Annotated in this window: 20 protein-coding genes; 11 read left to right on the top strand and 9 right to left on the bottom strand. The window is 45.1% G+C overall.

Annotated features, from left to right (window positions below; genetic code table 11):
• Positions 1–2059: cation-translocating P-type ATPase (locus IQ270_RS12040; RefSeq protein WP_193973450.1), on the bottom strand; the 2059-nt coding region annotated here is incomplete at its 3' end.
• A gap of 544 nt (positions 2060–2603) precedes the next feature.
• Between IQ270_RS12040 and IQ270_RS12045 the strand changes: the two genes are divergently transcribed.
• Positions 2604–2798: a DDE transposase family protein gene (locus IQ270_RS12045; RefSeq protein WP_193973451.1), complete on the top strand. Its 195-nt coding sequence runs from the start codon at positions 2604–2606 to the stop codon at positions 2796–2798.
• Between the two features lie 256 nt (positions 2799–3054).
• Here IQ270_RS12045 and ctpC read toward each other — a convergent pair whose 3' ends face one another.
• Entirely contained in the window at positions 3055–4389 is a 1335-nt protein-coding gene (ctpC, locus tag IQ270_RS12050; protein WP_193973452.1) for a carboxyl-terminal processing protease CtpC, read from the bottom strand.
• Between the two features lie 357 nt (positions 4390–4746).
• A complete protein-coding gene (gene ispG / locus IQ270_RS12055; RefSeq protein ID WP_193973453.1) occupies positions 4747–5967 on the bottom strand; it encodes a (E)-4-hydroxy-3-methylbut-2-enyl-diphosphate synthase in 1221 nt (406 codons plus the stop codon).
• A 70-nt stretch (positions 5968–6037) separates the two neighbouring features.
• Between ispG and IQ270_RS12060 the strand changes: the two genes are divergently transcribed.
• A complete protein-coding gene (locus IQ270_RS12060; RefSeq protein ID WP_193973454.1) occupies positions 6038–6187 on the top strand; it encodes a hypothetical protein in 150 nt (49 codons plus the stop codon).
• A 74-nt stretch (positions 6188–6261) separates the two neighbouring features.
• The gene (locus IQ270_RS12065; RefSeq protein WP_228056287.1) at positions 6262–7719 is read left to right on the top strand and encodes a serine/threonine-protein kinase; all 1458 of its coding nucleotides are present in this window, start codon (positions 6262–6264) and stop codon (positions 7717–7719) included.
• Between the two features lie 71 nt (positions 7720–7790).
• Here the strand turns inward: IQ270_RS12065 and IQ270_RS12070 are convergent, their stop codons facing one another.
• Positions 7791–8006 (bottom strand): type II toxin-antitoxin system Phd/YefM family antitoxin, encoded by a 216-nt coding sequence (locus IQ270_RS12070; protein ID WP_193973455.1) that lies wholly within the window; start codon positions 8004–8006, stop codon positions 7791–7793.
• A 204-nt stretch (positions 8007–8210) separates the two neighbouring features.
• Between IQ270_RS12070 and IQ270_RS12075 the strand changes: the two genes are divergently transcribed.
• The 7 genes from IQ270_RS12075 to IQ270_RS12110 all read left to right on the top strand — a co-directional run bounded on the left by IQ270_RS12075 (position 8211) and on the right by IQ270_RS12110 (position 11766).
• Positions 8211–8459 carry a SpoVT/AbrB domain-containing protein gene (locus IQ270_RS12075; RefSeq protein WP_015174616.1) on the top strand — a complete coding sequence of 83 codons (249 nt, stop codon included), beginning with the start codon at positions 8211–8213 and terminating at the stop codon, positions 8457–8459.
• Entirely contained in the window at positions 8453–8788 is a 336-nt protein-coding gene (locus IQ270_RS12080) for a type II toxin-antitoxin system PemK/MazF family toxin (protein ID WP_193973456.1), read from the top strand. The genes IQ270_RS12075 and IQ270_RS12080 overlap by 7 nt, the downstream gene beginning before the upstream one ends.
• Positions 8789–8960: 172 nt before the next feature.
• Positions 8961–9443 carry a type II toxin-antitoxin system HicB family antitoxin gene (locus IQ270_RS32275; protein ID WP_339384137.1) on the top strand — a complete coding sequence of 161 codons (483 nt, stop codon included), beginning with the start codon at positions 8961–8963 and terminating at the stop codon, positions 9441–9443.
• Complete coding sequence (locus IQ270_RS12095) at positions 9430–9654, top strand: hypothetical protein (RefSeq protein WP_193973457.1); 225 nt, start codon at positions 9430–9432, stop codon at positions 9652–9654. The genes IQ270_RS32275 and IQ270_RS12095 overlap by 14 nt, the downstream gene beginning before the upstream one ends.
• Before the next feature lie 36 nt (positions 9655–9690).
• Complete coding sequence (locus tag IQ270_RS12100) at positions 9691–9804, top strand: YgiT-type zinc finger protein (RefSeq protein ID WP_339384138.1); 114 nt, start codon at positions 9691–9693, stop codon at positions 9802–9804.
• Positions 9805–9807: 3 nt separating this feature from the next.
• Entirely contained in the window at positions 9808–10413 is a 606-nt protein-coding gene (locus tag IQ270_RS12105) for an adenylate/guanylate cyclase domain-containing protein (RefSeq protein ID WP_193973458.1), read from the top strand.
• Between the two features lie 465 nt (positions 10414–10878).
• On the top strand, positions 10879–11766 hold the full coding sequence (locus tag IQ270_RS12110; RefSeq protein WP_193973459.1) for a metallophosphoesterase: 888 nt from the start codon (positions 10879–10881) through the stop codon (positions 11764–11766).
• A gap of 114 nt (positions 11767–11880) precedes the next feature.
• Here the strand turns inward: IQ270_RS12110 and rppA are convergent, their stop codons facing one another.
• From rppA to IQ270_RS12125, 3 genes are all read right to left on the bottom strand, one after another.
• Positions 11881–12567, bottom strand: a complete 687-nt coding sequence (gene rppA, locus IQ270_RS12115; protein ID WP_193973460.1) for a two-component system response regulator RppA — start codon at positions 12565–12567, stop codon at positions 11881–11883.
• Positions 12568–12612: 45 nt separating this feature from the next.
• On the bottom strand, positions 12613–13263 hold the full coding sequence (locus tag IQ270_RS12120; protein WP_193973461.1) for a glutathione S-transferase family protein: 651 nt from the start codon (positions 13261–13263) through the stop codon (positions 12613–12615).
• Positions 13264–13363: 100 nt separating this feature from the next.
• Entirely contained in the window at positions 13364–13633 is a 270-nt protein-coding gene (locus tag IQ270_RS12125) for a hypothetical protein (protein ID WP_228056288.1), read from the bottom strand.
• Positions 13634–13827: 194 nt separating this feature from the next.
• Here IQ270_RS12125 and hisG point away from each other — a divergent pair, with 194 nt between their 5' ends.
• Positions 13828–14472, top strand: coding sequence for an ATP phosphoribosyltransferase (gene hisG, locus IQ270_RS12130; protein ID WP_193973463.1), 645 nt, complete (start codon positions 13828–13830; stop codon positions 14470–14472).
• A gap of 433 nt (positions 14473–14905) precedes the next feature.
• Here the strand turns inward: hisG and IQ270_RS12135 are convergent, their stop codons facing one another.
• Both IQ270_RS12135 and IQ270_RS12140 read right to left on the bottom strand, forming a co-directional pair.
• Positions 14906–16372 (bottom strand): response regulator, encoded by a 1467-nt coding sequence (locus tag IQ270_RS12135; protein WP_193973464.1) that lies wholly within the window; start codon positions 16370–16372, stop codon positions 14906–14908.
• Between the two features lie 227 nt (positions 16373–16599).
• The gene (locus IQ270_RS12140) at positions 16600–18813 is read right to left on the bottom strand and encodes an ATP-binding protein (RefSeq protein WP_193973465.1); all 2214 of its coding nucleotides are present in this window, start codon (positions 18811–18813) and stop codon (positions 16600–16602) included.
• Between the last annotated feature and the right edge of the window lie 134 nt (positions 18814–18947).

Here is an 18947-nt window from a genome sequence, read left to right on the forward strand (position 1 = left end):
ATCCCATGCCCCGCAGGCGATCGACCGCCGCCTTAGCATCCGGTCTCAGAGTATCTTTTAGCCCGATTACCCCCAGCAAAACGCCCCCAGAAGCCACGTAAACCGCCGTTTTGTCTTGGCAAGACCCCAAAAGTTCCGCAGCCACAGCGACACCATGCTGGCTCATCCACTCGGCATTCCCCGCGAACACCCGTCGCCCCTCCACTAAAGCAGAAACCCCCAATCCCGGTTCGGTGTAGAAATCCTCAGCAGCCAGCAGCGGCAAACCTTGCTGTTGAGATTCCCGCAAAATTGCTGCGGCGATGGGATGACAAGAGCCCCTTTCCACCGCCGCGGCAATTTGCAGCAGTTTTGAGTCAATTGTGGAACAGGCATCTTGCCTGTTGTCAGAAACACCATCAATTGTGGAAATAGAGTCAATTGTGGAACAGGCATCTTGCCTGTTACCAGAAACACCATCAATTGTAGAAATTGTGGAACAAACATCTTGCCTGTTGCCAAAATCGAAAATCGGCAAATAATCAGTGAGTGTAAGATTGCCAGTTGTCAGAGTGCCAGTCTTGTCAAAAACAACTGTATCTAATTGATGTACCCGTTCTAAAACATCGCCACCGCGAATTAAAAGTCCGCGCTCCGCCCCGATACCAGAACCGACTAAAATTGCAGTTGGGGTAGCGAGTCCCAAAGCGCAAGGACAAGCAATAACTAAAACTGCGATCGCCAATTTCAAACTTAACAACAAAGAAGATGGATAATGAATCATGGGTAATTGACTTCCCATATTCATTGCGCCGTGTCCCATCTCCATCACCCCGTGTCCTAAAAGCACAGAAGGCCAAAGATGAGTTCCGGCAAAATACCAAAATAGGAAAGTTAAAACCGATATCGCCATTACCCCATATACAAAATATCCAGCGACAGTATCAGCTAAATTTTGAATCGGCGCTTTGCGAGTTTGGGCAGCTTGCACCAAAGCCACCATTTGAGCTACTGTTGTTTCTTGACCGGTGCGAGTTGCGCGCATCACAATTGCGCCGGATTTGTTGATAGTTCCGGCTGCGACTGTATCTCCTGGTTGTTTCAAAACAGGCATCGATTCGCCAGTCAACATCGATTCGTCTACTGTTGTTTTGCCTTCGCAGACTTCGCCGTCTACGGGAATTTTTTCCCCTGGTAAAACTTGCAGCCATTCTCCGACTCGGACGCGATCGGCTGGAATTTCAATGTATTGTGGATTGTAGACCGCAGATGTCGAGTTTGCAGGCAATTCTTGAGAGTCCGAATCTAAAATCGGCAGTTTAAAATCAACTAAGCGGGCTGTGGCCGGTTGCAGGCCGATTAAAGCTTGCAAAGCTGATGCAGCGCGCCGTCTGGCTTGCTGTTCGAGAGTTTTCCCCAACAAGATAAAGCCCAGCAGCATCACTGGTTCGTCAAAAAAGCACTCCCATCCCATGCGTGGAAACAGCAGCGCCGCGTTGCTAGCTGTGTAAGCGGTGACAGCGCCTAAAGCTACTAAAGTATTCATGTTGGGTGCGTTTCGCCACAAACTGCGGCAGCCGTCAAGGATAATCGGGCGGCCAGGTAGCAGCAATGCGAGGGTGGCGAGTCCCCAGTGAAACCAAATATTGCTGAGAATTGGGGCTTTTGTGCCGAGTATGTGACCTAAACCGGATAGAATAATTAGGATTAGGGCGATCGACAATTGATTGATTTGCTGTCGAATTTCTTGCCGCCGCCGTTCAATTGTTGCCGCTGCCGCTTCCTGCTGATTTCCACCTAAGCGAGACACAGAAGGAAATCCGTTATCAGTCAACTTTTTTGCTAAAGCTTCTGCATCGACAGCCCCCGGTTGGCACTCAACCGTTGCGACTTCTACGGCTAAGTTAACGCAAGCTGAAATTACACCTGAATGCTGCATGAGTTGGCGTTCAACTGCTTTAGCGCAGCCGGCACATTTCATCCCGCTGACATCGAAAGTAACAAGTTCTGGCGGCGGGGATTCTTTAACTGGGATGATTTCTGATTGATTTTCGGAGATTGTTTTGGGAACAAATTGCATGGTTTTTTTCGGTATTGATTAGAATATTTTGGTGAGAACAGAAAGAGTTTAATATCAATTCCGTTACCATCGGAATTATTCATCTCTCTCTTCTCTCCCTCTGCGTCCTCTGCGTTCTCTGCGGTTAAATCATTCCGATACAACCAGAATTGATATAATGCACAGTTTAGACAAATGTCTATATTTTTATCATAGATAAAATTTCTGGCATCTTCCGAAAGTGTTAGTTTTTTTTAATTCTTATCTTAATTCTGAAGATTAGACGGCGGTTGAAACCACATCTACACAGACACTCACGCAGTCGCCTGCGGGTTGAAGATTAGACGGTTATTGTCTTTAGTCCGCTTGGCACGGACATCGCTTGTATAGACCAATACAGTTGACTCTAGAACAATCTGACTTGCAAAAAATGCCTGTACTGCCTATAAAATTGTGAGATGGAATTGGTCAAAAAGCGTTAAGTTAACCGTATTGTTGTACAGACGCGGTTTCAACCGCCCTCTTATATTAGTTAGTATCGAACTTTTACTTGATGAATTTAGCTATGACAGAATCAGATAAATTTTATATTGTCAAACGTCCTGCTGGTAATTGCGAGATTTTGCCCATCGCCCAAATCGCACAGCAAAGCCCCACTATTATAGAACAGTGGGGCCCTTACGATTCTGCTGAAGATGCGATCGCCCGCCGCATCGGATTAATTCGCGCCGGCAAATGTCAACCGCAATTAGGTGGTTGACTGTTGACTGTTGACTACTGACTACACTGTCATCTGCGGTTGCAAAATTCTCTTTTTTTTTCTGCAGATACAGGCAGATCAACACAGATTAACGCAGATGAATTAGATTTATTCTGGTTGACTGTTGACCGGATTTGAGATGACTCGCCATGACGGATTGCCAAAAATAGCGAAGCATTCGAGTTGAAAAATCTTGGCTTTGAGCCGTAGATATTCCCTCGAATGCTTTTTTTACATCAAAAGTTGCAGAGGTTTTCTACTTAGATTTAGAAGGTGCTGCACTCGGTTTAGGCGGCGCAGAACTTGGTTTCAACTCAGCTTTGTCGTTCCCTGTTTTGCCAGTAACTTCCTTTGTCAAAACTTCCAAAGCTTTCGCGTACTGCGGATCTGCTTTCGTAGCAATTTTATCGCGATCGCGCCTCAATTCCTGTTTTTGAGTATCGGTGAGTTCAATCACAACATCCGGTTTAATTCCCATGTGATTGATATCAGTGCCGTTGGGAGTAAAATACTTGGCAATTGTCACCGCCAAACCCGAACCATTTCCCACGCCGCGTACCGACTGCACCAAACCCTTACCAAACGTCTTTGTGCCCACCAAAACCGCGCGTTTGTTGTCTTGCAAAGCACCGGATAGAATCTCGCTAGCACTGGCTGAACCGCCGTCTACGAGTACAACTAAGGATTTGTCAGTAATCTCTGCTTTGTTTGCAGTTTGTCGATCGGCTTCACCGACTCGATCGACCGTCGAGACGATCGTACCTTCTTTGAGCCACATCCGAGCAATTTCAATACTTCCGTACAGCAACCCGCCTGGATTGGAACGCAAGTCTAGGATATAGCCTGTCACCTTTTTCTGTTCCAAATCCTTAATTGCCGATCGCATTTCCGATGCAGCATTCGCACTGAACTGATTTAAGCGAATATAGCCGATGTCGCCGATCGGGCTTTTCTGCACCGAATGCCGCACGGGATGAATTTCAATTTTAGCGCGTTTGAGCTTAAAATCTATTTCCTTTTTATCCCGCAAAATAGTCAGAGTCACCTCCGTATTCACCTTACCCCGAATCAAATTCACCGCTTGATTCGTATCCATCCCTTCTGTACTTTTGCCGTCAATCTTGGTAATGATATCTTTTGCCAGAATACCAGCGGTAAAAGCAGGCGTATCCTCGATCGGCGAAATCACCACCAACTTTTTAGTTTCCTCATCTTGAGTCAACTGAATCCCAACTCCTGTCAGTTCCCCAGAAGTTTCCACCTGCATATTCTTGAACTCTTGAGGATCCATAAACCGCGTGTAAGGATCATCCAACTTCTTCAGCATTTCTCGAATCGCCTTATAAGCTTCCTCATCGCTGGTATAAGTTCGGTTCAAATAATCATTCCGCACCGCTTTCCAGTCAACCTGGTTAAACGTGCCATCAACATAACTTTTGTCAATTATCTGCCAAACTTCATCAACCAATTCTTTAGGACTTCCCCGAAAAGAAGCCAGAGATTTAGAACTGCAACCAGTGTTGACAAAAGTTACAGCAGTGAGTACAACTGCTGCTGCACTTAGAACAAGGCCTCGTTTTGTTATAACCATTTGTGTGACGCGCCGGAGGAAAAGACTTCAGAATAATTACGCTCAATCTAACACAGGCAAAGCTTGGTCGGATTTTGGATACATATTTATTCAACTTTGCCGAGTTCTGCGGTGTCAACTTCAGACTGAAACCCTCTATCTCTCTCGTTTGTATCAAAGTCTCGATCCCCCTAAATCCCCCTTAAGAAGGGAGACTTTGAGCGTTATTGTCCCCCCTTAACAAGGACTTTGAGCGCTCTTGTCCCCCCCCTTACTAAGGGGGGTTAGGGGGGATCTCCGGGTTTAACAACAGGCATTAGGAGCGATCCTCTCCGTTGCCGTAGCCCCCGTAGGGGCGGGCTGCGCTAACGAGAGCAATTAAGGTTCAACCCAGCGATCGTCCGACTTAATCAAATCAATCAATTCTGCCACACCTTCAGACTCAGGAACCTTCTTAATTTCATCCCTACCGCGGTACAAAGAAATATAACCCGGTTGCTTCCCGACATAACCGTAATCAGCATCCGCCATTTCCCCCGGCCCGTTGACAATACAGCCCATTACAGCAATATCCAAACCCGTCAGATGCTGCGTCGCCTCTCTCACTTTGTGCAGCACTTCCTCTAAATTAAACAAAGTGCGGCCGCAGGAAGGACAAGCGACATACTCAACCATCGTTTTCCGCAACCCCAAGGCTTGCAGAATGCTGTAGCAGACAGGAATCTCCTTTTCAGGGGCCTCTGTCAGCGAGACTCGAATCGTGTCGCCGATACCGTCAGCCAACAGCGGGGCGATACCAGCCGTGGATTTAATGCGGCCGTATTCGCCATCGCCAGCTTCGGTGACACCCAAATGCAGCGGGTAATCCATGCCCAGTTCGTCCATCCGGTACGCCATCAAGCGGTAAGCAGCAACCATCACCGGCGCGCGGGAGGCTTTCAGTGAAATCACGATGTTGCGGAAGTCGAGAGATTCGCAAATTCTAATAAATTCCAGGGCCGATTCTACCATGCCTTCGGGCGTGTCGCCGTAGGTAAACAGCATCCGTTCGGCGAGGGAACCGTGATTGACCCCGATTCGCAAAGCTTTACCTTGATCTCGCAGGGAAATCACCAGAGGTTCCAGGGTTTCGCGGATTTTTTCGCCAATTTCCGCGAATTCGGCGTCAGTGTATTCGCTTCTGTCGGCTTTCGGCTTCTCGAACACGTAAAGTCCGGGATTGATTCTCACTTTGTCTACGTGTTTTGCCACTTCCAGGGCAATTTTCATCCCGTTGTGGTGGACATCAGCAACCAGGGGCACAGCTTGGTAGGTTTCGTGCAATTTTTGCTTAATTTCAGCCAATGCTTTGGCGTGGGCCATGCTGGGCACGGTAACGCGGACGATTTCGCAGCCAATCTCGTGCAAGCGCCGAATTCCTGCCACCGATCCGTCGATGTCGAGGGTGTCTTCGTTAATCATTGATTGTACGACGACTGGGTTGCCGCCGCCGATGGTGATGCTGCCGACTTTGACGGGACGGGTTTTGCGGCGTTTGATGCTGGTGTCGAAAATCGGCTGAGGGTTTGGGGTTTTAGTTGGATTGGGGAGAGTTTGCATAGTTGATTGGTAGAGTTTTGTTACGAAGGTCTATAAAATTGTGTCTGCTGTTTTTTAGGTTGCCACAGAAATGACCTCTTTGGGCAAAGAGGTTTTGGGATTTAGGATTCTTAATGAGATTGCTGCGAATTTGTCGATCGAATTATGTAGGAAAAGGGCGATCGAACTAAAAGCCAACCATCACCGGGAAGGCGAACTGAAGTTGAGCCGGTGGAACTAAACCCAACCTACAAAATACAGTTAAGATAAGGGCTAGGCTGAGATAAACCTTGATATTGGTTGGCGGTGAGGAGAATGGTTTGGACACCGGGGCAGCGGTTAAATGGCGATCGGTATATCATTGAAGACAAGTTAGGTGAGGGTGGCTTTGGGGTCACGTACCTAGCACAGAAGGCGCAAAACAGGCAGCGGGTTGTGATCAAAACGCTGAAAGATGAATTATTGAGCGATCCAGATTTTGCCCGGTATCGGGACAGATTCCGCGATGAGGCGGTAAAGCTATCTGTGTGCAGGCATCCCAATATTGTGCAAATAGACAACTATTTCGATCATGGTAATTTGCCTTGCATTGCGATGGAATATGTGGCAGGAGAAGATTTGTGGAAATGGGTGGAAAAGCGCGGGATTCTGTCAGAAACCGAAGCTTTAAACTACATCCGCAAAGCAGGAGAAGCCGTAATAGTAGTTCACGAAAAAGGTTTGCTACATCGGGATATCAAGCCACAAAATATTATGGTGCGAGACAATCAAGATGCAGTTTTGATTGACTTTGGTTTGGCGCGGGGTTTTATTCCCGATCGCACTCAACAAATGACTTTGGGGCTAACACATGGTTTTGCGCCTCCCGAACAGTACGGGGAAATTGGCAGATTTGCTGAGTACACAGATGTTTATGCTCTGGCGGCAACGCTATACTATCTGCTAACGAGTATACCACCAACTGCTGCATTCTTGAGGGCTTTAAATCATCCTTTAAAGCCGCCGTTTCAGATGAATCCTAATATTAGCGATGGGGTGAATCGGGCAATTATCAAAGGGATGGAAATGGATGCGACAAAGCGCCCTCAGTCGGTTCAAAAATGGTTGGCTATGCTTCCACAACCTATAAATTTGATTTCCGCAAAAGGAGTCGATTATGGTAAACTCGATCGGCTGTTGGCTAGCGGAGAATGGCAAGAGGCGGATCACGAAACGAAGAATAAGATGCTGGAAGCAGCAGGCAGAACAGAGGAGAGGTGGTTCAGAATTCCAGATATCTATCGATTCCCCTGTGAAGACTTACGAACTATTGACCAACTTTGGGTAAAATACAGTAACGGACGTTTCGGCTATTCGGTGCAGAAACGCATCTATGAAAGTCTGGGGGGAACCAGAGAATACGATCGGGAAATTTGGGAAGCTTTTGGCGATCGGGTAGGTTGGCGCGTGAAAAAAAGTTGGTTATTTTATCGTGATGATTTCAAATTCAACATCAAATCACCATCAGGACACCTCCCCGCAGTTAAGATTAATAGTTCGTTTTGGGTTCGAGTATCTATGTCTGGTTGGATAGTGTTCTTTGTGTGGTTTGCGTGGTTTCAGTGGAATTCTTCTCTGATTTTCCCCCCTCTATCGGCGTTATTGGGATGGGTTTATGTCGCAGTGATTTTTGTTTTCTCGGTAACGTCTTTAGCGGTTATTTGGGACGACTTTCTAAGATATGGTGTTAGCCACGACGATTTGTGGGCTCTTCTTTCTCAGGTCAAGTCGTAGGGTGTGTCGCCTCGAAAAATCCTCAACAAAAATCGACAATCTCATAGCGACGCACCTTACAAACTACTTGACTAAACAAATGTTGGCCTAGTTAAATCTTCAAAATATTTTACTTTCCCCCGCATATCCTTAAATAATTCTTCAGTTGAAAGAGACTTTTCATACTGAGAAATTCTCACAACTGGTTTAGTCCCATCCATCACTAAAATTTCTTCGCCTTCAATCTCGACAACTCGCAAAACTTCTAGTAATTGAGCGGTTAATTGACTTTTGTCTATGGTTTTCATAGGACAATGATTGGTGTTGTGTTCAAACTCTATTATATCTTAAGACGATTCACTTAGCTAAGCGTGTCATTGCGCTACGGGAAAGCAATCGCCGAGACTTTGCTCAGTTCTCAATTAGCTGAGGTTCGCGATCGAGTAATTACTTTTTTAAGTAAATCATATTGTGTTACAATAAATCAACCTGAGTGTTAACATCGCAAATGTATGACAGCTAAAATACACATCAGCAAATTAGGTAATTCCTTGGCTTTGCCAATACCAGACTACATAGTAAAGTTTCTCAACCTTAAAGCCGAAGATTCAGTAATTTGCAGCATAGAAAATGGGAAACTGGTCATAGAGCCTGTAAATAATAAAATATCAAAGTATACCCTAGATGAATTATTGGCAGGCGAAATAGAATCTAGCGAAGAAGTCTCTTGGGGAAAACCAGAAGGAGAGGAAGTTTGGTAAACTATATCCCCGAACGAGGTCATTTTATTCGCCTCAATTTTGACCCTCAAGCAGGACACGAACAAATGGGGACTAGGCCTGCACTGGTGGTGAGTCAAACTAAATTTAACCGAAAAATGGGGTTTGTGTTCGTCTGTCCCATTAGCAACACACAACGCAAAAATCCGTTTTATGTTCCCATTCCAGAAGGTGAAGCGATAACAGGTGTAATTATGACGGATCAACTCCGTTCTTTAGATTACCGCGCAAGGCAGGCAAGTTTTCTTAGTGAATGTCGATCAGATATAATTGAGGAAGTTTTGAGGCGAATTCAACCTATTTTGTTTTAGAATATGACTGTTGATGAATAGTCAATCAAAGTCAATCAAATGTTAGGTTAGTTAAATCTTCAAAATATTTTACTTTTCCCCGCATATCCTTAAAAAATTATTCAGTTTTTGAAGATTATAAGTTAAAAGAAGGATTCGGCGTTTTATTTCATCCGAGGGTAGAGGAATTTTGATGAAAAACCTAACTCAATTAACCCAGCTTGAATTAGTGCTGCTGGAATTAGTAGCTAAAGGTCAAGGAAAGTGGAGTTGGTACGAACTCGCGAATGCACTTTCCCGTCGAGATGTACCGCGAGAACCTGACATGATGGTTGTCTTAAAAAAACTCGCTGCTGAGGGCTTTGTTAAACGATATGTAGAAACAAATTCGCCTCGCGACAGATGGGAATTGACGCCAGAAGGATCTATGGTGTTGGCAAACGCAAAAGCAGATAGTCAAAGCAGAATTATACGTTATGCAATTGCCATCCAGAAATCAGAAAGCAATTATTCTGCTTATGTTCCAGATTTACCCGGATGCGTAGCAACAGGTACAACTATCGAGGAAGTCGAACAGCAAATTAAAGCAGCGATAGTTTTTCATTTAGAAGAGTTGCGTCAATCTGGTTCGTCTATTCCTGAAGCCAGGACTTTATGCAAATATGTTGAAGTTTAACTTAGAAACCAGATTTGTAGTTTGCATTAACAATCAAGACTATCAAGCATCCTTGGAAGTGCGAAAAATTTATCGAATCATACCGGATCATCGCACTGCGGAACATCAATTAATCCGAGTTATTGATGAATCCGGCGAAGATTATTTGTATCCAGTCGCATATTTCGTGCCGATCGCATTGCCTAAAGCCGTAGCAGCAGTATTTGCATAGGATAAATTTACAATACTATCTGTAGAAAAATGCCCGATTTGCGGCGGTGAAATAGTTATCAAAGAAGTCGATACACTTTTACGGGGCGGCCATACTGCTATCTTAAAAGTATCCGCTGAAGTTTGCCTAAGCTGTGGAAAACGGTTGTAATCTGTGGAAACAGTTAGGGCAGTTATTGATGCGAAAGAAGATATTTATCTGAATCCGACTAAGCGCAATTTAACGGTGCTTTTTTCGGATATTAGGAATTTCACTACTAAGTGTGAAAAGCTGCCGGCGGAAAAAATAGTGATGTATTTAAATGAGTATTTCACTGAGATGGTAGAGGTGATTTTTAGTCATGAAGGTACTGTGAATAAGTTTGTGGGAGATATGATTGTGGCAATGTTTGGGGCGCCTTCGGAGGTGGCCGATCGCGAAAAAAAGGCGATCGAAACTGCGATCGATATGCAGCGCCGAATTAGGGGAATGTCGGTTGGTTGGATTGCGGATAATTTTCTGACAGGTATTGGCATTAGTTCGGGGGAGGTAGTTGTTGGTAATATTGGTTCGCCACAGCACATGGACTATACTGCAATTGGGGATGAGGTGAATATTGCATCTAGGTTGCAGTCTATGGCCCAGGGAGGACAAATTTTGGTTAGCGATAGGGTTTACAGTGCTACTAAAGATATGTTTGAATTTAGGAAAATTGGCTGTGTGATAGTTAAAGGTAAAAAAAAATCTGTGGAAACTTTTGAGGTAATTTATGGTAAATAAAGTTATTAGTTATTAGTTATTAGTTATTAGTTATTAGTTATTAGTTATTAGTTAGTTGGTAGGGGCGGTGCCAAGAGTGTCCGCCCTCTTAGTAGTTAGTAGTCACTAGTTATTAGTCAGTTACTGGATGGATAACCGCCATTATGTATGTTTTTTTATCCCGCTCACCTTATTGCTACGCCTCAGATCGTGTCCGGTAAATTAGTCGTAATAAAAAATGTTTGTAGTGAGGTCTTTAGTCTTCAGGTTATAAGGATTAAAGTCCTCACTACCAACCAATCTTATTATGAATAATTGACAAGGCATGATATTATTTGTTATTGATGTGCAGTTATTAATCATTAGTTATTAGTGACCAGTTATTAGTCAGATGGCTGAACAAAGAGGGAAGAATATCTAGTTTTGCACTCTGGCGTGTTTATTTGCTAAACTAGAGGTTGCGCTCTGTCAATAAACGTTAGATTTATGCACAGGTTATTCACTGGGAAACTGCAGGTAGACTGTTTAACAATACCGATCGCCAATTTTCCAGCAAATCTATCGGGTACTAAAATTGTACAGCTTACTGATTTTCACTATGACGGGGTGCGGCTGTCGGAATGGTTGCTAGAAGAGGCGATTGCGGCGGCTAATGAAGCCGAACCAGACCTAATTTTTTTAACGGGGGATTTTATTACCTACGATCCTGCACCGATTCACGAGTTAGCGCAGCGATTGAAAAACTTGCAAAGTCGGATGGGAATTTACGCGGTTTTGGGGAATCATGACCACTATTGGCCGGGGGCAAAAATTGAGGTTGCTAATGCTTTGAGTAACGCAGGTATTCGGGTTTTATACAATGAAGCGATTTATCCTTTGGGGTCTGATTTGGCTTTAGTTGGGTTGGCGGATTTTTGGTCTGGCGATTTTAAGCCTGAACCTGTAATGACATCAATAAATCCGGGGATTTCTCGGATTGTATTGTCTCACAATCCTGATACTGCTGAAAAACTGCAAAAGTGGCGGATTGATTTGCAGTTTTCCGGGCACACTCACGGCGGTCAAATTGTGATTCCCGGTATCGGGCCTTTGTATGCTTGGGTGAGAAAAATTGGCTATTTAATTCCTCAACCAATCCGAAAGTGGATTCCTCTTCTGTCGGCTTGCGATAGAGTAGTTAGTCACTGGGAATGGGCTAGCGGTTTGCATCGGGTTGGGAGTAATTTGCTGTACGTGAATCGCGGTTTGGGAACTTATGCGCCAGGGAGGCTATTTTGTCGGCCGGAGGTGTCAGTAATTACTTTGATTTGTCAAGAACAGGGGGCGGTTGAAACGGCTTCTACGCGAGACTTGCACCCGACGGGAACGGGTTGAAGACTGACGGTTAAATTTAGGTTGTTTTCTTGTGTCTGCGGAGGCGGAGGATAGTTTGATTCTTGCGGAGTTTCAACCGCCGCCTGCATCTACGAGATTTTTGGGAAATTATTATTAATTTGCTTCTCCAAAGCGATAGCCTCTACCGTAGACTGTGTTAATTAGGGTGGATTCGCCTGGGGCTTCTATTTTACGTCGCAGCAGGCGAATTTGAGCGGCTAATACGTTGCTGCTGGGTTTTTCTGTTTCACTCCACAAATATTGGTGGATTTGTTCGTGTGTTAGCAGTTGACCGGGATGGCGCATTAAGTATTCTAATAACTGGCATTCTTTTTCTGATAGGTCAATTGTCCGATCGCCCCGATAGGCTATTTGATTGTCGTAGTCTAGCTGTAAGTCTGCAACTTGTAGCCGCCCGACAGCCACTTCGGGGTCAAAAGTGGGAGGCCGGCGCAGCAGTGCACGGACTCTGGCTAGGAGTTCTCGCAGTTCAAAAGGCTTGACTAAATAGTCGTCTGCGCCTGCGTCGAGTCCTTGTACGCGATCGTCTAGGGTATCTTTGGCGGTGAGAAAGAGCACTGGTGTATTCCGTCCTTGCGATCGCAATTCTTGACAAATTGCTAGTCCGGTTTGTTTGGGCAGCATCCAATCTAAAATTAGCAAATCGTAACTTCTCTGGATTGCTAAATTCCTGCCTGTTGCTCCGTTAAATGCCACATCAACTGTATAACCTTCGCGGGTTAAAACTCGACTCAAAGGGTCAGTCAACTCAACTTCATCATCAACTAAAAGAATTCGCATCCTGATTTAAAATTTAAGATTTTAGCTTAAGTAAACTGAATCTTGCTACATTTTTATCTGTGGAATACTTTCCGTTTCGGTGTAAGCGGCAGCCAACCATTCCTGGATTGCAGGCAGTGCTAAAATCGCCTCAGCATAAGCTTTTAGTTCGGCATTTAATTTGACTTCGTAGGTAACAAAACGCATGACTACGGGGGCAAACATCGCGTCAACAACTGTGAATTTTCCGAACAGCATATCGCCGCCTGTTCCGAATTTTTGGCGGCATTGGCGCCAAATGGCAAAGATGCGATCGATCTCTGCTTGGACACCAGGAGTCATTCCTTCTCCCGGATAGCGGTTGCGGCAGTCCATCGGCATATTTTCGCGCAAATTTTGGAACCCCGCGTGCATTTCGGCGCAGATGGAACGGGCGATCGCCCTCACAGCTATATCCGCCGGCCACAAATCATCGGCGTAGCGATCGGCGACGTACTCGCAAATTGCTAAAGATTCCCACACTTTCAGGTCGCCGTCGATTAAAACAGGCACTTTTCCCGAGGGAGAATAGCGCCGAATTTCCGCGTGGGTTGTCGGCCCGTCTAGAGGGATTCTCACTTCGGTAAACTTTAGTCCAGCTTGTTTCATCACCAGCCAAGCGCGCAGCGACCAAGAGGAATAATTTTTGTTGCCAATAACAAGTGTTAATTCTGTCATAGTTTATCTGTGAGTTATTTGCGATCGCCCGTTCAATTTTAAGTTTTAGAGTTTAATACATAAAGGCGCGACACAGAATGGCCTCTGCAAGCATCTTACATTAACAACCTCCCAGGGTTCCGCGTTTTTCGGCAAACTGCGATCGGGAGGTGTCATCGAACACGCTTAATTTCAACTGAGATGAGAAACCTGTGAGCCTGGGGATTCTGGGGTGGTTAGCGGTAGGTACGGCTACTGTATAATCCATTTCCTCTGCCTCTAGACCGCCGCCTGAGAGGATTTCATCTACTGTAACTTTCAGGGAATCCGGGTCTACACTGTGAAATTCTCCGTCAAATTCTTGACTGTCTAACTCTTGAGTGTTTTCCATACTGACCGCCATTTAAAAATGTGACTCAATAAAAGCTGACTAAATATAATATATACCTAAACAAAAGATCGAGCAATACCCAAAATTTATTTTTCGCTAGGAACTCTATGTGTTATTCTGAGTTTGGTAAAAGCTGTTTCTGCTTGTACCGCGATCGCCCCTTCCCAAATTGAGCAATTTACACAAAAATTGACATGATTACTGTTGCACTTCCCAAAGGCGGATTGTTAGGAGATAGCATTCGGCTGTTTAAATCCGTTGGATTAGACTTCAGCGCTTTTCTCGATTCCTCTAACCGACAACTTCAAATTTATGACCCCACCGGAACTGCAAAAGCTTTGCTAGTAAGAACGCACGACGTGCCGGTTTATGTGGAATACGGTCAAGCTGATTTGGGGATTGCGGGTTATGATGTTTTGCGGGAAAAAAAACCGAAAGTTGCCAATTTAATTGATTTACAATTTGGCAAGTGCCGGCTGTCGGTGGCGGTGAAAGAATCTAGTTCTTATCGGCGAACGGTGGACTTGCCTCCTCACGGTAGAGTTGCTTCTAAGTTCGTCAACTGCGCGAGGGAATATTTTCACAATTTGAATTTGCCGGTGGAAATTGTGCCGCTTTACTGTTCTGTAGAGTTGGGGCCGATTACGGGTATGTCGGAGGCTATTGTGGATTTGGTTTCGACTGGAAAAACTTTGCGGGAAAATGGTTTGGTGGAAATTGATGTTTTGTTTGAAAGTTCTGCCTATTTAATCGGTCATCCTTTGAGTTACCGTTTGAATGCTGGCGGGGTTAATGAGTTGATTGGAAAGTTGAGAGAGCAGGTTTTGACGGCGGTTTGAGGGTCTAAAATTAGAGTTTTCTCATCATACATACAATCTTCAATCTTATACCAATTGTTAAAAGTCAAAGCAAATAGTCGGGACACGGCTATGCTGCGTCCTACTCCTCGCGCCGGACACGGCAATGCTGTGGCCCTACAGATGCTAGCATACTTTTCATAATTGGTATAGGTTCGCAGCCAGAACTTTAGTCGTTATTTGCGCTAAGAAAGAAAACTGAAGTCTTCACTAAGAACGCGATTATTTTAGCTTAGGATCGCGAATTAAATAATTTACACCTAATTGTGGGAGGGGCTCTATAGCCCCTCCTGGACGGGCTATAGAGCCCATCCCACAAGAACAATAAAAATGGTAAGTTATTTAATTCTCATTCCTTAGCTTTTATTTTCGCTCTCAAGAGAGGACTGAAGTCCTCACTACGAACTGGTTCTATTTACCTCATGTCTAATCTGGTACTTGCAGGTATAAGACCTAATTTTTCTTGACATCTCTCTATATATAAACTGACTACTGTATCGGCAGGATTCTGTTCGATTAGTTGCTGAAAGTATCCCAAGGAGGCGACAAATTTTTCGGATTGCCATCCTTTAATTCCTTTGTCAAATAAAGCCTGGGTAAGCTGTTTTGCCTCTGAGTCGGGACTGGATGCGGGCCAGATTTCGTAGATTTCAATAGCTTGCTGTTTGCCGCGGGGGATTACTCGATCGATCCAGCGATAGTAATAATTGTTGGTGGGCGAATGGCTGTCGGCTGCTGTCGCGCCAGAAGTTAAAATCATAGTCTCCCCTGTTTTTGCTTCCAAGTCGCACTTTAATAATAGACTTTCTTTTGAGTTTGAGTTCAAACTTATTTTATTTAGAAATTCTCTCGCGTGAACGATCGCATTTTCGCTAACAATAATTTGGCAGCCGTATATTTTAGTTAAATTTTCTAACCGAGAAGCTGTATTTACCACATCGCCGATGACTGTAGAGTCCATCCGGCGATCGGAACCCAAAGTGCCGATCATGCCGATACCTGTGTGAATTCCTGTACCGATGTTGACTGGATATTCTAAATTGTATATGTGACGGCTGGCATTAAATTCTTGCAAACTTTCTTGCATTGCTACTGCTGCTTCGATCGCATCCATAGCGTGAGACTTCGGCCTGTCAAATACTGCCATGATCGCATCTCCTAGGTATTTGTCAATAAACCCGCTGCAGGAGGTGATACAATCGTTCATTTTGGTAAAAAAAGCGTTCAACCATTCAAAGGTTTCGCGTGCTGCTTGAGATTCTGCGATCGCCGTAAACCCGCGAATGTCGCAAAATAGAATAGTCAGCTCTTCTTCTGTGACATTGCCCAACTGAATCGATTCTATCCCTTGAGGCGCAATTCGTCCGAGAAGCTGCTCCGGCACAAAAAGCTGAAATTTTTCAGAAATATATTCGGTAGCCTCCCAAGCTGCGGCGATTTGCCGTTGACTTTGCTCTTTTACCCTCTGGTTGAATTGGGAAGATTCAGCTTGCGATCGCAGTTGGCTCAACTGCAAAACATTTTCAACTTTTGCCAGCAGCAAGCGACTGTTAAAAGGCTTGGTTAAATAATCGTCTGCCATCATTTCTAACCCTCTAAGGCGAGAGGTGTCGTCATCGAGGGCCGTCAAAAAAATCACCGGTACAGTTTGCAATGCCGTATCCTTCCGCAGGATATCGCACACATCAAAACCGTCCATCTCCGGCATCATAATATCCAGTAAAATTAAATCAGGTTTATATGCGCGGGCGAGGGAGAGCGCTTCTGAGCCAGATAGCGCTGATACTGTGGTGTATCCTTCCAGTTTCAATAACTCTTGGAGTAAAGTCAGATTATCTGGCTCGTCATCAACCAACATGATGCAGGGCGACTTGTTTGACATGGAATATAATACGGTACATTTAATTTAGTTCGGGATTTGCCTATGGGAATCTCAAAACCTGGTCGCTCCGTATAAGTTTTCGTTATTAAACTCGCTATTTTTCGGTGTTACCGGGTTTCTGAGACAAGGCAGATGCAACTGCTATAGATATTTATCTACTATTAAGTTTAACGTTTCTGGTTTTGACTTGTAACAAGTGACACTGCTGGAACTGTAAATAATTATTTTTAGCCGAGAATAGAACGAATAGTAGCGATCGCTAAATTCAGATCCAGGGGCTTGCTCAAATAACCAGAAGCGCCAGCTTCCAAACATCGATCGCGATCGCCGGTCATCGCCATCGCCGTCACCGCAATCATCGGTACCGACTCCCAGACAGGATCTGCCTTAACTCGGCGCATCAACTCAAAACCGTCAACATCGGGCAATTGAATGTCCATCAAAATCAAATCCGGCAGCAACTCCGGCGCAGCAGAAGCGGCCAAAATTCGATCGGCCATCGCCTTCCCATCCGCTATAATCTCTACCCCGTAGCCTTCCAATTCCATCACCTCAGAAATCAACATTTGGTTAAAAGGCTGGTCTTCCACGACCAAAATCCGCTTGCTACCAATGGGCAAAGCGATCGCAGAAGCAGAGACCAACTTGGCATCCAAGGCACAATTGGCATAGGTTCCCAACTCTTGACGCATCTCCGTCAAAGGCAGCCAAACGCGGAACGAACTGCCCCGATCGCAAACAGATTGAAAAGAAACAGTCCCCCCGTGCAATTCCGCCAAACGCTTAGTCAAAGCCAAACCCAAACCAGTGCCATCGTGTCGCCTAGTCAGGGAAGAATCCACCTGTTGAAAAGGTTTAAATAGCAAGTGCCAGCGGTCTTGAGGAATGCCGATACCCGAGTCTTTCACCTCCAAACAAAAGTAAGGAGTGCTGGCATTTATCGGAGAACAATCAGGTCGGTAATCGACCTCCATTTCGCTACCGTAGGCCAGACGCCCGCTGAGTTTAACTTGTCCCTGTTCCGGCGTAAATTTGATGGCGTTGGAAAGTAAATTAATCACAATTTGTCGCACTCGCCGTTCGTCGAGCCTAACTTTAGTAATGCGGTAGTCTAGTTCTAAAGACAAAGCAATCCGTTTTTTGTCTGCGCGCGGCTGAATCATTTTCAGACAGTCTGTGGCTAATTCGTGAACGCGCACCGGCTGTAAATCTAGTTCTACTTTCCCCGCTTCAATTTTAGAAAGATCGAGAATATCGTTGATTAGCTGCAACAAGTGCTGACCGCTTTTTTCAATTAGTTCTACATAGTTGACTTGTCTATCGGTCAACTGTCCGGCTGTTTGTCGCAGCAGCAAGTCAGAAAACCCGAGAATGCTGTTGAGAGGCGTCCGCAATTCATGGGACATTGAGGCTAAAAACTCGGATTTCAACTGAGAAGAATATTCTAATTGTTCGTTAACTTGGCGGAGGTTTTCTTGTGTCTGAGCCCGCTCGATCGCCGCCCCGAGAGTCCGACAAGCAGCCTCCAATACTTCTTGGTGGAGGGAGGCTTGCAGTTTTTTGACATTGCGCGACTCCAGCGTCAGCACTCCGATAATCGTGCCGTCGGTAGCTGCGATCGGAAAAATGCCCAGTTGTCCGATTCCCGGATGTCGAAATTCCGGTACGGCATTGGGATGTTGGGCATAATCCTCCACAAACAAAGGTTGACCAGTTTCCACCACTTCCCACAGCAAACCAGTGCCGTAGGGAATGCCTTTGTCAAGCAATTCTTGCATTTCGGCGGCGACTGGTTCGCCGTAACTGGCGAGAAATTGAGTAGAAACTTGGTTGAAAATCGCCGCCGCTTGCCGGTCATTTCCCTTGCCGCTAATCACTTTCACATCTCCGAAAGCAGCATTCGTCGCTTCTACCAGATAAGTGAGGGCAAACCGACCTATTTCTTGTAAACTGTGAGAGTTTTGCAGGCGTTCGGTTAAACCTAACAGAAATGTCAGCCTCCTGACTTCTGCGTTCAAGCTAGCTTGGGATTTTTGGTATACCGTAACGTCTCGAAAGGTAAACAGCCGCCCGCCGCTGTTGGTAATTGTGGCGAACACTTCCAAACAAACGGCATTGGATTGCTCGAAATAAAATGATAAACTTTCATCCTCAGATGTTTGCAGTTCTTGCTGAAACTGTTCCCACTGCTGAACGGACAAGTAACCCCGATCGACAATTTCCGCAAACAGCAACTCGCACTTGGGTTTTGTCGCAAGCCATTCTGGGGACAGTCCCCAAGTGTCGGCCAATTTTTTATTAAACAAAACTAAGCAGTCACACGAGTCGAACAGAGCAATCGCATTGTCTACTTGGTTGAGAATCAGTTCTTGGTCTGGGCTCAACTCCTGCGAGTCTATCTCCATTTTTTTGGTTTCTGTAGCTCTTAGTTTTGTTTTCATAACTGTCTGCCGATCTGCCAATAGTTATTTTATAATTATTTACTTAATTTGACATAATTTTATGTTTTTTTGCAGTGAGGGCGATCGACCGCCTTTGTGATCTGAGGCACTTGCTGCTTGCTTCCGGGCGATCG

The sequence above is a fragment of the Microcoleus sp. LEGE 07076 genome (assembly GCF_015207455.1).
Classification (GTDB): domain Bacteria; phylum Cyanobacteriota; class Cyanobacteriia; order Cyanobacteriales; family Microcoleaceae; genus Microcoleus.

What these genes read in the sequence shown, in the direction of transcription:
- IQ270_RS12110 (WP_193973459.1), top strand. Translation starts at nt 10,879, where the DNA reads ATGCACAGGTTATTCACTGGGAAACTGCAGGTAGACTGTTTAACAATA.
- IQ270_RS12125 (WP_228056288.1), bottom strand. Translation starts at nt 13,633, where the DNA reads ATGGAAAACACTCAAGAGTTAGACAGTCAAGAATTTGACGGAGAATTT.
- IQ270_RS12140 (WP_193973465.1), bottom strand. Translation starts at nt 18,813, where the DNA reads ATGAAAACAAAACTAAGAGCTACAGAAACCAAAAAAATGGAGATAGAC.
- ctpC (WP_193973452.1), bottom strand. Translation starts at nt 4,389, where the DNA reads ATGGTTATAACAAAACGAGGCCTTGTTCTAAGTGCAGCAGCAGTTGTA.
- hisG (WP_193973463.1), top strand. Translation starts at nt 13,828, where the DNA reads ATGATTACTGTTGCACTTCCCAAAGGCGGATTGTTAGGAGATAGCATT.
- rppA (WP_193973460.1), bottom strand. Translation starts at nt 12,567, where the DNA reads ATGCGAATTCTTTTAGTTGATGATGAAGTTGAGTTGACTGACCCTTTG.
- IQ270_RS12095 (WP_193973457.1), top strand. Translation starts at nt 9,430, where the DNA reads ATGTTGAAGTTTAACTTAGAAACCAGATTTGTAGTTTGCATTAACAAT.
- IQ270_RS12120 (WP_193973461.1), bottom strand. Translation starts at nt 13,263, where the DNA reads ATGACAGAATTAACACTTGTTATTGGCAACAAAAATTATTCCTCTTGG.
- IQ270_RS32275 (WP_339384137.1), top strand. Translation starts at nt 8,961, where the DNA reads ATGAAAAACCTAACTCAATTAACCCAGCTTGAATTAGTGCTGCTGGAA.
- IQ270_RS12075 (WP_015174616.1), top strand. Translation starts at nt 8,211, where the DNA reads ATGACAGCTAAAATACACATCAGCAAATTAGGTAATTCCTTGGCTTTG.
- IQ270_RS12060 (WP_193973454.1), top strand. Translation starts at nt 6,038, where the DNA reads ATGACCTCTTTGGGCAAAGAGGTTTTGGGATTTAGGATTCTTAATGAG.
- ispG (WP_193973453.1), bottom strand. Translation starts at nt 5,967, where the DNA reads ATGCAAACTCTCCCCAATCCAACTAAAACCCCAAACCCTCAGCCGATT.
- IQ270_RS12045 (WP_193973451.1), top strand. Translation starts at nt 2,604, where the DNA reads ATGACAGAATCAGATAAATTTTATATTGTCAAACGTCCTGCTGGTAAT.
- IQ270_RS12070 (WP_193973455.1), bottom strand. Translation starts at nt 8,006, where the DNA reads ATGAAAACCATAGACAAAAGTCAATTAACCGCTCAATTACTAGAAGTT.
- IQ270_RS12135 (WP_193973464.1), bottom strand. Translation starts at nt 16,372, where the DNA reads ATGTCAAACAAGTCGCCCTGCATCATGTTGGTTGATGACGAGCCAGAT.
- IQ270_RS12065 (WP_228056287.1), top strand. Translation starts at nt 6,262, where the DNA reads ATGGTTTGGACACCGGGGCAGCGGTTAAATGGCGATCGGTATATCATT.